The 12899-nt window shown below is 51.5% G+C and carries 10 protein-coding genes and 19 tRNA genes; 27 read left to right on the forward strand and 2 right to left on the reverse strand.

Features of this window, described 5'->3' with window-relative positions; translation table 11 throughout:
* The first annotated feature begins 86 nt into the window (after positions 1 to 86).
* From ACTL32_RS06320 to ACTL32_RS06410, 19 genes are all read left to right on the forward strand, one after another.
* Positions 87 to 162 (forward strand) — tRNA-Thr (locus ACTL32_RS06320).
* A 10-nt stretch (positions 163 to 172) separates the two neighbouring features.
* Positions 173 to 248, forward strand: a tRNA-Lys gene (locus ACTL32_RS06325).
* A 20-nt stretch (positions 249 to 268) separates the two neighbouring features.
* Positions 269 to 353, forward strand: a tRNA-Leu gene (locus ACTL32_RS06330).
* A 6-nt stretch (positions 354 to 359) separates the two neighbouring features.
* A tRNA-Gly gene (locus ACTL32_RS06335) sits at positions 360 to 434 on the forward strand.
* A 26-nt stretch (positions 435 to 460) separates the two neighbouring features.
* Positions 461 to 549, forward strand: a tRNA-Leu gene (locus ACTL32_RS06340).
* 19 nt (positions 550 to 568) lie between these two features.
* A tRNA-Arg gene (locus ACTL32_RS06345) sits at positions 569 to 645 on the forward strand.
* Between the two features lie 25 nt (positions 646 to 670).
* Positions 671 to 747, forward strand: a tRNA-Pro gene (locus ACTL32_RS06350).
* A 6-nt stretch (positions 748 to 753) separates the two neighbouring features.
* A tRNA-Ala gene (locus ACTL32_RS06355) sits at positions 754 to 829 on the forward strand.
* Between the two features lie 20 nt (positions 830 to 849).
* A tRNA-Met gene (locus ACTL32_RS06360) sits at positions 850 to 923 on the forward strand.
* A gap of 8 nt (positions 924 to 931) precedes the next feature.
* A tRNA-Ile gene (locus ACTL32_RS06365) sits at positions 932 to 1008 on the forward strand.
* Positions 1009 to 1023: 15 nt separating this feature from the next.
* A tRNA-Ser gene (locus ACTL32_RS06370) sits at positions 1024 to 1116 on the forward strand.
* A 191-nt stretch (positions 1117 to 1307) separates the two neighbouring features.
* A tRNA-Met gene (locus ACTL32_RS06375) sits at positions 1308 to 1384 on the forward strand.
* Between the two features lie 3 nt (positions 1385 to 1387).
* Positions 1388 to 1463 (forward strand) — tRNA-Asp (locus ACTL32_RS06380).
* Positions 1464 to 1477: 14 nt separating this feature from the next.
* Positions 1478 to 1553, forward strand: a tRNA-Phe gene (locus ACTL32_RS06385).
* A gap of 6 nt (positions 1554 to 1559) precedes the next feature.
* Positions 1560 to 1633, forward strand: a tRNA-Gly gene (locus tag ACTL32_RS06390).
* Positions 1634 to 1652: 19 nt separating this feature from the next.
* A tRNA-Ile gene (locus tag ACTL32_RS06395) sits at positions 1653 to 1729 on the forward strand.
* Between the two features lies 1 nt (position 1730).
* Positions 1731 to 1805: transfer RNA gene (locus tag ACTL32_RS06400), tRNA-Asn, on the forward strand.
* Positions 1806 to 1809: 4 nt separating this feature from the next.
* Positions 1810 to 1900 (forward strand) — tRNA-Ser (locus tag ACTL32_RS06405).
* Between the two features lie 6 nt (positions 1901 to 1906).
* Positions 1907 to 1978, forward strand: a tRNA-Glu gene (locus tag ACTL32_RS06410).
* A gap of 97 nt (positions 1979 to 2075) precedes the next feature.
* Here the strand turns inward: ACTL32_RS06410 and ACTL32_RS06415 are convergent.
* Entirely contained in the window at positions 2076 to 3047 is a 972-nt protein-coding gene (locus ACTL32_RS06415) for a DMT family transporter (RefSeq protein WP_441341190.1), read from the reverse strand.
* A gap of 210 nt (positions 3048 to 3257) precedes the next feature.
* Positions 3258 to 4172, reverse strand: a complete 915-nt coding sequence (locus tag ACTL32_RS06420; RefSeq protein WP_441340694.1) for a 1,4-dihydroxy-2-naphthoate polyprenyltransferase — start codon at positions 4170 to 4172, stop codon at positions 3258 to 3260.
* 170 nt (positions 4173 to 4342) lie between these two features.
* Here ACTL32_RS06420 and ACTL32_RS06425 point away from each other — a divergent pair, with 170 nt between their 5' ends.
* From ACTL32_RS06425 to ACTL32_RS06460, 8 genes are all read left to right on the forward strand, one after another.
* Positions 4343 to 5734: an isochorismate synthase gene (locus tag ACTL32_RS06425; protein ID WP_441340695.1), complete on the forward strand. Its 1392-nt coding sequence runs from the start codon at positions 4343 to 4345 to the stop codon at positions 5732 to 5734.
* Positions 5721 to 7418 (forward strand): 2-succinyl-5-enolpyruvyl-6-hydroxy-3-cyclohexene-1-carboxylic-acid synthase, encoded by a 1698-nt coding sequence (gene menD, locus ACTL32_RS06430; RefSeq protein ID WP_441340696.1) that lies wholly within the window; start codon positions 5721 to 5723, stop codon positions 7416 to 7418. Before ACTL32_RS06425 ends, menD begins: the two co-directional genes overlap by 14 nt.
* Positions 7418 to 8245, forward strand: a complete 828-nt coding sequence (menH, locus tag ACTL32_RS06435; RefSeq protein WP_441340697.1) for a 2-succinyl-6-hydroxy-2,4-cyclohexadiene-1-carboxylate synthase — start codon at positions 7418 to 7420, stop codon at positions 8243 to 8245. The genes menD and menH overlap by 1 nt, the downstream gene beginning before the upstream one ends.
* Complete coding sequence (gene menB, locus ACTL32_RS06440) at positions 8242 to 9060, forward strand: 1,4-dihydroxy-2-naphthoyl-CoA synthase (RefSeq protein WP_204890165.1); 819 nt, start codon at positions 8242 to 8244, stop codon at positions 9058 to 9060. Before menH ends, menB begins: the two co-directional genes overlap by 4 nt.
* Before the next feature lie 61 nt (positions 9061 to 9121).
* Positions 9122 to 10558 carry an o-succinylbenzoate--CoA ligase gene (locus tag ACTL32_RS06445; RefSeq protein ID WP_441340698.1) on the forward strand — a complete coding sequence of 479 codons (1437 nt, stop codon included), beginning with the start codon at positions 9122 to 9124 and terminating at the stop codon, positions 10556 to 10558.
* Positions 10546 to 11628, forward strand: coding sequence for an o-succinylbenzoate synthase (gene menC / locus ACTL32_RS06450; RefSeq protein ID WP_441340699.1), 1083 nt, complete (start codon positions 10546 to 10548; stop codon positions 11626 to 11628). Before ACTL32_RS06445 ends, menC begins: the two co-directional genes overlap by 13 nt.
* A 139-nt stretch (positions 11629 to 11767) precedes the next feature.
* Entirely contained in the window at positions 11768 to 11935 is a 168-nt protein-coding gene (locus ACTL32_RS06455; RefSeq protein ID WP_441340700.1) for a hypothetical protein, read from the forward strand.
* A gap of 54 nt (positions 11936 to 11989) precedes the next feature.
* Entirely contained in the window at positions 11990 to 12718 is a 729-nt protein-coding gene (locus ACTL32_RS06460; RefSeq protein ID WP_441341191.1) for an AAA family ATPase, read from the forward strand.
* The last annotated feature ends 181 nt before the right edge of the window (positions 12719 to 12899 follow it).

A 12899-nucleotide genomic window follows, 5' to 3' on the forward strand; every position in this document is an offset into this window, starting at 1 on the left:
GGATTAGCTCAGCTGGGAGAGCATCTGCCTTACAAGCAGAGGGTCGGCGGTTCGATCCCGTCATCCTCCACCATTTTTTCTCTTTCGCCGGAGTAGCTCAACTGGTAGAGCAACTGACTTGTAATCAGTAGGTTGAGGGTTCAAGTCCTTTCTCCGGCACCACTTCTCTTACGAGCCATTAGCTCAGTTGGTAGAGCATCTGACTTTTAATCAGAGGGTCGAAGGTTCGAATCCTTCATGGCTCACCATTTTACAATTTCATTGCCACGCGGGTGTGGCGGAACTGGCAGACGCACTAGACTTAGGATCTAGCGCCTTCGGGCGTGGGGGTTCGACTCCCTTCACCCGCACCATTTTTTGCGGAAGTAGTTCAGTGGTAGAACGCCACCTTGCCAAGGTGGAGGTCGCGGGTTCGACCCCCGTCTTCCGCTCCATTTTTTTTGCACAGATGCCGACCCTCGCCGGGGTGGCGGAACTGGCAGACGCACAGGACTTAAAATCCTGCGGTAGGTGACTACCGTACCGGTTCGATTCCGGTCCTCGGCACCATTCTTGCAAAAATTCATACGCGCCCGTAGCTCAATTGGATAGAGTACTTGACTACGAATCAAGCGGTTAGAGGTTCGAGTCCTCTCGGGCGCGCCATCTTTTATACTCAGCATTTACAGTTCGGGAAGTAGCTCAGCTTGGTAGAGCACTTGGTTTGGGACCAAGGGGTCGCAGGTTCGAATCCTGTCTTCCCGACCATTTCTCGGGGCCTTAGCTCAGCTGGGAGAGCGCCTGCCTTGCACGCAGGAGGTCAGCGGTTCGATCCCGCTAGGCTCCACCAACTATTATATTAAAGATCCTGGCGGCGTAGCTCAGCTGGCTAGAGCGTACGGTTCATACCCGTAAGGTCGGGGGTTCGATCCCCTCTGCCGCCACTTTTTTAGGACCTTTAGCTCAGTTGGTTAGAGCAGACGGCTCATAACCGTCCGGTCGCAGGTTCGAGTCCTGCAAGGTCCACCATTTATATATTATCACGGAGGAATACCCAAGTTTGGCTGAAGGGATCGGTCTTGAAAACCGACAGGGGAGTCAAATCCCGCGGGGGTTCGAATCCCTCTTCCTCCTCCATTTTTAAAAAATGTGTGGACTATCCTTTTTAAAACTTCTATATATAATAGAAGAAACTCTTATATTATTGTCGCGGGGTGGAGCAACGAGCCGTATGAAGACGGCGAAGTAACATCGAAGCAGCCGAAGGCGATGCAGATGTCCATTGCGAAACAAGCGTAAGAGAAGCAAAGTATCACCTATATTATTGTCGCGGGGTGGAGCAGTTCGGTAGCTCGTTGGGCTCATAACCCAAAGGTCGCAGGTTCAAATCCTGCCCCCGCAACCAAATGGTCCCGTGGTGTAGCGGTTAACATGCCTGCCTGTCACGCAGGAGATCGCCGGTTCGATCCCGGTCGGGACCGCCATTTTTTAAAAATGTGGGTCAGTAGCTCAGTTGGTAGAGCATTAGATTGAAGCTCTAAGTGTCGGCGGTTCGATTCCGTCCTGACCCACCATTTTTTGCGGGTGTAGTTTAGTGGTAAAACCTCAGCCTTCCAAGCTGATGATGAGAGTTCGATTCTCTTCACCCGCTCCATTTTATTTTCTATACATATGGGCCTATAGCTCAGCTGGTTAGAGCGCACGCCTGATAAGCGTGAGGTCGATGGTTCGAGTCCATTTAGGCCCACCATTCCGAAGTAGCTCAGTGGTAGAGCACCGCACTGTTAATGCGATGGTCGTAGGTTCGAGTCCTACCTTCGGAGCCATACTGGGGAAGTACTCAAGTGGCTGAAGAGGCGCCCCTGCTAAGGGTGTAGGTCGGGAAACCGGCGCGAGGGTTCAAATCCCTCCTTCTCCGCCAGTATTTGGCCCCTTGGTCAAGCGGTTAAGACACCGCCCTTTCACGGCGGTAACACGGGTTCGAATCCCGTAGGGGTCATAATGAAAAGAGTCTCGCATTTATGCGAGGCTCTTTTTCTATGTAAAAATTAATATCTACTTAAAAAAGCAGCCACTCTTTTAAAGGGCGGCTGCTTTTATGGGTTCGACATCATTTTTACAGTATTGGGATCCGGACGATTGGAAGCTATGCTGTGGAGAATCATTCCGCCAACCACAGTCAAAATTCCGATCCAGGAGAGCGGAGAAGGGAAGGCAACAGAAAGAAATAGAATTTCTCCTGCCAATGCAAAAATTACTTCCATGGATTGAGTAGCTTCAACGGAAGCTAGCTTTTTCAGATCGTTGCGGACATAATCAGTCGCTTGAAAAAAGAGGACAGTGGCGATGACTCCCGAACTTACGGCTACTAGAAGGGACTGCCAAGTCTGCGAGGCGCTTGGTGCTCCTTCTGTGAAAAGGCCATACAAAGACAGCAACAGCCAAAATGGCAGGCTAGCCAAGGTCATGCCGAGCACTCTTTGATAAGCATCCAGACGGCCGCTGCAAAGCGCCATCATTTTGCGATTCCCTAAAGGATAGGCAAAAGAAGCGAGCAACACAGGGATGAACCCCAGTAGAAACACTCCTAATGATATATCCCGAGCATGTTCCATCTGAAGCAGCAATACTCCAAGCAAAACGATTGAAGACATGAGCATGTTTCTATAAGGGATTTTTCCCCTTTCCATCAGTGGACCATTCTTGGTATAGACGGTTGTAAGAAAGAAAGGCGCCAACAGAGAACCGGAAATGATGGTGATCTGCCAAGTTCCGGCAATCAGCCACCCGGGTGAATAGGCTGCAGCGAAACAAAGTGGGGCATAAAACAATCCGAATCCGACAAAGCTCCAAAGCAGCCATTGTTTTGGGGCCTTTTTCATTTCCTGCAGGAGCGGCTGAAGGTTCTTCCTGGCTGCAACGATCAGCAGTAAAAACGGGATCATAAATAGGTAGCGCAAGGAAGCACTCCAGATCCAGCTGCCTCCAGTCGCTTCCATGCTGGCATTCAAAACAAATGTGAATGCAAAAAAGAACGCAGCTGCTATTCCAATAAGTATCGGTTTTATAATATTCACCTCGTTCATCGTCTTATCTTTCTATATAGGGTACCGCTTAAAAAAATGAAGGTCAATGAGAATTCGAATACGCCGATATTACGCTTTTTTTCTTTCTATCGATAGATTGGGAAAACCCGCATTCAATAAAAAAAGGCTCTGCAATTTGCAGAGCCTGTAAAAGGTCCATAAAGTTTTGAATGAAACTCCCAGAATAATAGTCTAGGCAAGCAAATAATGGATGAGCAGGCCGATTCCGAGCAGGAATGCGAATAAGGTATTGGTTACCCCAGTTGCTTTCATAGCGGGCATGACCTGAAGGGGTTCCGTATAACGTTTAAACGTTTTGACCACCTGTATCGCTTTGGGAGCGCTTAAGAAGACCAGTAACGCCCATGGGGTCAGGGAAGCGAAGAGCACTAACAGCAAAATCCAACCGTAAGATAGTGCAAAGAAAGCGAGCAGGATGGTGACTGCCTTGCTGCGTCCGACCAGGATGGCAAGTGTACGCCGGCCGCTTGCTGCATCTCCTACCATATCCCTGATATTGTTCGTCATCATGATTGCTGCAACTAGCAATGTGCTGGGAACGGCAAGCATGGCCGCGTCTACTGTCACTTCGCCCGTTTGGATATAGAAAGCGATGATGACGATCAAGAAGCCCATGACGACACCTGAGAACAATTCACCGAATGGCGTGTAAGCGATCGGGTATGGGCCGCCTGTATACAAGTAGCCGATCGCCATGGCCGCACCGCCGACAACGAGCAGCCACCAGCTTGTCTGGGCGCAGATCCAGATGCCGATCGCTCCGGCAATGCCGTAAAGCACAAGCGCAAGTGTCAGAACGGTTTTAGGAGTGACACCGTTCCGTACGATGGCACCGCCAATCCCGACTGAATTCTCGTTATCGAGCCCGCGTGCAAAATCATAATATTCATTGAACATATTGGTAGCAGCTTGGATCAACAGGCTGGCAATCAACATCGCTGAAAAAAGGCTCCAGTTGATAGCTGTATGGCCGAGCGCAATCATCGTTCCTAGAAAGACAGGAGCGAATGAAGCGGTCAATGTATGGGGGCGGGTCAATTGCCACCATACTCGCCAGCCGCTGTCTGCTTGTAATGTATGTGCCATTTTTACCTCTCCTTTAATTCATTCCAACCTACATTGTACTGCAATTTGAAAGGAAATACAGCATATGTTGTGCTGATTTTAGCAGAAAGGGGTATGATAGAGGGTAGAGACTCAAAAGTGAAACAGGCTGCGCCCGGTAGGCGCATCTTTAGAAAAACGGAGGGAAAAAGATGAATCCACAGCAGTATTCATCGACCAGCAAAATAGCGGATACCCGCTATTTGAAATACCAATTTTATACAGAAACAATCGAAGTTTCCCGCATGTCGGCCTTGGCCTTTTTTGAAGCGGGAGAAAAACAGCATAAAGGCAAGCGGATGTTTTGGCAAAACCGCGAAAAGACATTCACCATGGTTGGTCTAGGACATGCGCATGTCCTAGAAGCGCTTAATCCGCACGGCCGGTTTGAAGAAGTGAAAAGCGAGTGGCAAAGCTTGTGCCGTCAAATTGTCAATGAAGAACCGGATGTCCAGCCGATCTTATTCGGTGGTTTTTCATTCGATCCATTGAATAGAACTCAAAGTGTCTGGACGAATTTTCCCGAGGCTTATTTTGCGGTTCCGTCGTTCCAGCTGGTGATCAAGGATGACCGAGCATATGTCAGCATCCATCTGGTAACGAAGAAGACGGAAACCTTCAATGATTTTGAAGCGCTGCGTAAAGAGCGGGACCGGTTGATCCACGCCGCCCAGGTTTCCGAATTGAAGAAATATGAAAAGCCGTTGGTGATCAAGCGTACGGAAATCAAAAAAGACGATTACTTGTCATCCATCCAGAAAGTTACGGACGTCATTAAAGCGAAACAGGCCGAGAAAGTGGTCATTTCACGTGCTTTGAAACTGGACTTTGCAAAACCGCTGTCAGCTGCTTCCGCACTTTACCAGGCGTCTGAAGAACAGCCGGAAAGCTTTCTGTTCGGCTTGGAGGCAGGGAACCAGTTCTTTTTCGGTGCGACTCCCGAACGCCTTGTAAAAGTCAAAGACCGCCAAGCGTTGTCCACGTGCTTGGCCGGATCAATCCCCCGGGGATGGACGGTCGAGCGGGACACCCAGCTGGGCGAGGAATTGCTGAGCGATAAAAAGAACCGGTCGGAACATCAATACGTGGTCAGCATGATCAGCAAAGTGTTCGGCGCGCATTCAACTCAGGTGTCTGTGCCCAAAACACCGAAATTGATGAAGATACGGGACATCCAGCATTTATACACGCCGGTGGAAGGCGAATTAATGCCAGGCTCCACGCTTTTGGATTTGGTGCGCGATTTGCATCCGACACCAGCACTAGGCGGCGAACCGAAGCAGGAAGCGATGAGTTTAATCCGCCAATACGAAACGATGAACCGCGGCTATTACGCTGCACCGGTCGGCTGGATTGATGCAAAAGGCAACGGAGAATTTGCAGTCGCTATCCGTTCTGCGCTTCTTCATGAAACAGAAGCATATTTGTATGCAGGCGGAGGCATTGTGGAAGATTCGACGCCAGAAGCGGAATACGACGAAACCTGGGTGAAATTCAGACCCATGCTGCGTGCGCTTGGAGGGCAATTGAGTGACGAATCGTGAAATCTTAACGGAATATGTATCAGCTTTTACCCATTCGCTTGTCCATCTTGGTGTGGAACAAGTGGTTATCAGCCCGGGCTCCCGTTCGACGCCGCTGGCATATGCCTGCATGAAGCAGGACGGGCTCGAAGTCTACCGGCAGATTGATGAGCGTTCGGCCGCATATTTTGCGCTCGGATTGGCAAAAGTGTCCGGGAATCCTGTGATGCTCCTTTGCACATCAGGAACAGCAGCTGCCAATTATTTCCCTGCCGTTGTCGAGGCTTTTTATGCGCGTGTGCCGTTGTTGGTGGTCACCGCCGACCGGCCGCATGAGCTGCGGGAAGTCGGGGCTCCCCAAGCGATCAATCAAATCAATTTATTCGGGTCCCATGTGAAATGGGCGGCAGATTTGCCGATGCCTGAAGAAGACAACCGGCTGGACTTCCTTTCTCGCCATCTGCATCGCTCTGTGGCTTCTGCCAAGACCGAACCGAAAGGGCCTGTCCACTTGAATGTCCCGTTCCGGGAACCGCTCCGCATCGATTTTGAGCAAACCTACACGACGCGCGGAGAAATGGCCCATTTCACGGGCCGGACGGTGCTCGATGAAGAGACAGAAGCATTTCTACAGGGTTTATTGGAAAAAGATAAAGGGTTGCTGATTGCCGGGGAGATGGCGTCTCCGGCGCCGCCCGAGTTTTGGGCATTTGCCGAGAAACTGCAGTGGCCGATCCTGGCCGACCCGCTTTCAAACCTGCGGGCGAATGTAGAGCCAAAGCATCAGCATTTGATCATTGATTCCTACGATGCCTTGCTGAAGAACGAGTGGTTCAAACGTTCTGCTATGCCGGAAGCGGTCATTCGTTTCGGTCCGCAGCCGGTTTCAAAACCCTTGGCGCTGTTCCTGGCTTCAGCCAAGCCTGCAGCCTACGTGGCGTTTGATGAAAGCCCGATGCTGCGCGATGCGCAATCTGTCGTCACACATCATATCCAGGCTCCGGCCGCGTGCCTGTGGCAAGTGCCGGTGGCTCCGAAAGACGGCAATGCCTATGCCGCTGTGTGGCAGAAAGCATCCGGCTTGTTCTGGCAGCTGGCTGAAGAGCATTGTGCGGAAGAAGTGGATGAAGGGGTTCTGGCAAAAGTGCTGTTTGATGAATTGGACGGCTGCCATCTAGTGGTGGGAAGCAGCATGCCGATCCGTGATACGGATACATTTTTCCGAACGACCGGCAGAGATATCAGAATCTTTGCGAACCGCGGCGCAAACGGCATCGACGGCGTCGTTTCAACGGCGTTCGGTGTACAGGCGGCAGCCAAGCGTCCGACTTACCTGCTGATCGGAGATCTGTCGTTTCTGCATGACATGAACGGGTTGATTGCTTCGAAAATGCAGGACACCGATTTGACAGTAGTGGTCATGAACAATGACGGCGGCGGCATCTTTTCCTATTTGCCGCAGTCAGAGGAAGAACGCCATTTTGAAGCGCTCTTCGGGACGCCGACCGGCTTGAAATTCGAAGATGCTGCCCGTATGTATGGTGCTGAATACAGTGCAGCCGCAACGAAAGAAGAATTGGCGGAAGCGCTTCGCCAACCGAAGCAACAACCGGTGAGAATTATTGAAGTGTTTACTGACCGCGCGCATAATACCGCCACGCACCGCAAATTATGGAATCGGCTAAACGAGGAGCTGGGGAAATAATGGAACGTGAAATCAATGGTGTCAAATACCATGTGGAAGTGCTGAATCCGGAAAAAACCAAAACGATGGTCCTTCTCCATGGATTTACAGGGAGCACTGAAACTTGGCGCAGGGTTGCAGCGGAATTCCAGGAATATAAAATCGTCCTGGTGGATTTGATTGGGCATGGCCAATCCGGAAGTCCGGAAGGGGCCGGCCGTTATTCGATGGAAATGCAGATCCGGGATCTCGACAGTCTGTTCGAAGAGCTGGAATTATCCCGTTTTGTGCTGGCCGGCTATTCGATGGGAGGGCGAACAGCGCTTGCTTATGCCTGTACCTATCCTGGAAGAGTGGAAGTGCTGATACTGGAAAGTGCATCACCCGGACTCAAGAATGCCGCGGAACAGCAGGAACGCCGCGTACGGGATGAAAAACTGGCAGAACGCATTTTGGCTGACGGTGTACTGGAGTTTGTTGATTTCTGGGAAAAGATTCCGCTGTTTGACAGCCAAAAGATGCTTTCCGATGCGAAGCGGAAAATGATCCGCGCTGAACGCCTCCAGCAAAAGCCGCTCGGGCTTGCAAACAGCCTCATCGGTATGGGGACCGGGTCACAAGCATCGTATTGGGAAGATCTTGCGAGGCTCGATTTCCCGGTCCTGCTGGTAACAGGCAGCCTTGATGAGAAGTTTTGCGCCATCGCTGAACGCATGGCGGAGCGGCTGCCGAATGCTGAACATCGTGTAATACAAGCAGGCCATGCAATTCACGTGGAAAAACCTGCTGAATTTGCTACAATGGTAAAGGAGTATTTAAGTTCATATTATCGAGGAGGAAAATCATGACACGCGAATGGGTTACAGAACGTACATATGAAGACATCAAGTATGAAACGTATAACGGCATTGCCAAAGTTACCATCAACCGTCCGGAGGTGCGCAATGCGTTCCGTCCGAAAACGGTCCACGAATTGATCGATGCGTTTTCACGCGCACGGGACGATTCGAAAGTAGGCGTCATCGTTCTTACAGGCGAAGGCGAAAAAGCATTCTGCTCAGGCGGCGACCAATCGGTGCGCGGCCACGGCGGATACGTAGGCGAAGACGAGATTCCACGTTTGAATGTATTGGATCTTCAGCGCTTGATCCGCGTTATCCCGAAACCGGTTGTTGCGATGGTGGCTGGATACGCAATTGGCGGCGGACACGTCCTGCACGTAGTTTGCGATTTGACGATTGCTGCTGACAATGCACGCTTCGGCCAAACAGGCCCGCGCGTCGGCTCGTTTGACGCCGGATACGGTTCAGGCTACTTGGCACGCATCATCGGCCATAAGAAAGCCCGTGAAATCTGGTACCTATGCCGCCAGTACGACGCTCAGGAAGCGCTTGATATGGGCTTGGTCAACACAGTTGTGCCTTTGGACCAATTGGAAGACGAGACCGTCAAATGGTGTGAAGAGATGCTTGAAATGAGCCCGACAGCATTGCGCTTTGTGAAAGCGGCAATGAATGCGGACACAGACGGCCTTGCCGGACTTCAGCAAATGGCTGGAGACGCAACATTGCTTTACTACACAACGGATGAAGCGAAAGAAGGACGCGATGCGTTCAAAGAAAAACGCAAGCCTGATTTCGGCCAATTCCCGCGTTTCCCTTGATTCTTAATAATTGAAAGCTGTCCTCCCGGGGACAGCTTTTTTTAAAGAAAGGATTTTTCTTATGATGTATCCGAATTGGCTCTCCCAGCGCGCCTACTTGAACGGCAGCCGGATGGCGCTGTCGTTTGGGGATAAGCAATGGACGTTTGCAGAACTGGATGGCATGGCATTGGAGTATGCGGGCAAGCTTAGGGCAGCAGGGGTGACGAAAGACAGCCGCGTGGCTTTTCTGTCAAAATCACATCCCCGTTTCGTCGTGCTGATGTATGCCTGCCTCCATGCCGGCTGTGAGATGGTTATGCTCAATGAACGCTTGTCGAAAGCGGAGCTTGCCTATCAGCTGGAGGATTCGGGAGCGGATTTTGCGTTTGTCGACGATGCGCTGACGGATAAAATCAGCAGCCCGCGAAAAATGCTCTTCAGTGAAATCGACAAAAAGGAAAGGATGCCATTCACGCCGGAACCTGAATGGCATTCCGACCGAACGATTTCCATCATGTACACATCGGGTACGACCGGCAATCCGAAAGGCGTGCGCCAAACAGCGGAAAACCATTTTTCCAGTGCCGTTTCTTCTGCGCTGAACATCGGCATCGCACCCGATGATGTCTGGCTGTGTGCGGTCCCGCTTTTCCACATCAGTGGCTTTTCGATTTTGATGCGCTCGCTCATTTACGGAATGGGTGTCCGGCTGCATCCGAAATTCGATGCGGAACAATGCGCTTATGAACTGCAGTCAGGGCGTGTCACGCACATGTCGGTGGTTGGCGTGACACTCGAACGCATCTTGGCCGCATTGAAGGAGTTGGATCTGGAAGTGTCGCCGCGCTTTAAAGTGATGCTCGCCGGGGGCGGCCCGATTCCCACGAACTACATTCACCGTGCAGGGAGCTATGGCATGTCGGTGCTCCAGACTTACGGGATGACGGAAACTTCCTCCCAGACGACAACCTTGCAGCCGGATGATGCAGACCGCAAAGCCGGCTCTTCCGGCAAGCCGCTGTTCCTTTACCAAGTGCGGATCGGAGATGTGGAGAAAGCCGGGGACATCGGTGAAATCCAGATCCGCGGCCCGCAAGTGACGCCCGGCTATATCGGGAAATTCGCGGACCGCGAAGTCCGGCAGGAGGGCTGGCTGCATACGGGCGACATGGGTTATCTTGATGAAGAAGGGTTTTTATTCGTCGTCGACCGCCGTTCGGATTTGATCGTCTCCGGAGGGGAGAACATCTATCCGGCAGAAATCGAGAAAACCTTGCTGGCGCACCCGGCTGTTCGGGAAGCGGGCGTCTGCGGAATGCAGAGCGACGAATGGGGGGAAGTGCCGGTCGCTTTTGTTGTCCTGAACGCACCTGCAAAGGCAGATGAGCTGCTTGCTCACTGCAGAGAACAAATCGCTTCGTATAAAGTGCCGAAACACCTGCGGTTTGTTGATGCGCTGCCGCGGAATGCTTCGAACAAGCTCCTGCGCAGGGAGCTGAAAACATGGGATTTGTAATTGCTTCAATCCGGTTAGAGCGGATTGAAATGCCGCTAAGAACACCGTTCAAGACGTCTCTGCAGACCGTGACCGAGCGTGAAAGCTTGTTGGTAGAAGTGGCTGATGCGAGCGGAATGAAAGGATACGGGGAATGCGTGGCGTTTACAACGCCTTGGTATACGGAAGAAACAGTCGCCAGCTGCCGGTTTGTGATTGAAACGGTGCTGGTTCCTCTCTTGATGGACCGGACGCTCAACCATCCGGCGGAAGTATGGGAGCTTTTCAAAGCCGTAAAAGGCAACCGCATGGCAAAAGCGGCGGTCGAGACGGCCGTATGGGATCTGTATGCGAAACGCCAAAACATGCCGCTATGGCAATTATTGGGCGGATCGCCGCAAGCGGTGCCTGCCGGAGTGGTTGTGGCGGCGGATAAAGCGGAGATTGGCGGAGCGGTGGCAGAAGCTGCGTTGAACGGATACCGGCGCATCAAGATCAAAGTCAGTCCAGCATCGGAAATCGGGCTGCTGAAAAAAGTAGTGGCAGACCATCCGCAGCTGCTCTTTTTTGCGGATGCCAACGGTGCATTTGATGAAGCGAGCTTCGGAGATCTGCTGGAATTGGACCGGGCTGGATTTTCCTTGATTGAGCAGCCTTTCGGCGAACAGGAATGGAAGCTTCATGCACGGGCAAAAAAGGAAATGAAGACACCGATTTGCTTGGATGAAAGCATCAAGAGCAGCGACGATGTCCAGCGGATGATCGATGAAAGAGCCGGTGATGTGGTGGTATTGAAGATGGGACGGCTCGGCGGCTGGAGCGAAACGCTGAAGACGATGGAACTGTGCAGACGCCACGCCATTGGCATGTGGGTCGGAGGCATGATTGAATTCGGGGTCTCCAAAGCGCATAATCTGGCTCTTGCTTCCTTGCCGGGAATCACATTGCCCGGTGACTTTTCGGATTCACGCCATTTCTGGGAACGGGATATCATTGAACCGGAAATAAAGGTTGAAAATGGCCGTGTAGAATTGAGCGGACGGGCCGGCATCGGCTATGAAGTCCACTTTGAAAACGGTCCGCTGCAATAAAATCCGTTGGTTTTTTAGCATCGCTGCGGCGGTGCTTTTTTTATCGGAAAATCTATAGACGATTTCAGGATGTGGAACCGATTGCCAGCTGCATCGTATACAATAAGAAGAAATAAAACGAGAAAAAGGAGGAATGGCTATGAATGTATTGATTGCACTTTCGCCGATCCTGTTGATGGCCGCCCTAGCAATAGGGATCGGTTTCGGATTCTATTTATTGGCTAAGCGCAGCAAACCGGAAAGGGGCTTGGAACAGCGGGTGGCAGCCTTGGAAGAAGAAGTCAGGCGGATGAAGGCAGGGAGATAACGCGGAAGCGTCCACAGGACGGACAACGAAATAGGAGACGGGAGTGTGAGCGCGATGTTCTTGAAGAGGATCAGTTTGCTGCGGGATAACGGAGCGGCAATGGAACAATATCCATATACGATTCCGGCTATCCGCCATCTTGAAAAAATCGATTTGGCAAGTCCTGTTGTGTTTTTCGTCGGGGAAAACGGATCAGGAAAATCAACGCTGCTGGAAGCGATTGCCGATCGATGCGGCTTCCATCCGGCGGGCGGCGGAAGGAATAATACATATGAAGTTCATGCGTCCGGCGCTTCTTTGGCGGACTCCATCCGGTTGTCGTGGATGCCGAAAATCACAAACGGCTTTTTTATGCGGGCGGAATCCTTTTACCACTTTGCGACGCATATCGATCAATTGGAGGAAGAAAATCCCGGTGCCTATGCAAGCTATGGAGGACGCTCTCTCCATGAACAATCGCACGGCGAATCGTTCTTTTCGCTGTTCCAGAACCGTTTCAGAGGACAGGCGCTGTATCTGCTGGATGAACCGGAAGCGGCTTTATCGCCGCAGCGGCAGTTGGCGTTCCTTCGCATTTTGCATGATTTGGCAGAAGAGGAAGGCTGCCAGTTTATCATAGCCACCCACTCGCCGATTCTTCTAGGGTATCCGGGCGCACAGATTCTCCACTTCACCGACGGCCCGATCGAAGAAATCGGCTATGAAGAAACAGACCACTTTAAAATCACCAAATATTTTCTCGACCACCGGGAGAAGTTTTTGAAAGACATCTTAAGTGACTAGAAAAGGGGCGAGGATTATGTGGCCAGAAAAACCATCATGCAGCCGCTGCGGCAAAGAGGTCTATCCGGAAGAGATGGTATACGTGCAGATGCGATATCCAAAGAAGAAGGGATTCACAGAAATAAAAGCGTATCTGCATAACGAGGGAAAGTTTATCTGTGAGGGCTGCATCAACCGGGAA

The sequence above is a fragment of the Planococcus sp. FY231025 genome (genome assembly GCF_052078085.1).
Classification (GTDB): domain Bacteria; phylum Bacillota; class Bacilli; order Bacillales_A; family Planococcaceae; genus Planococcus.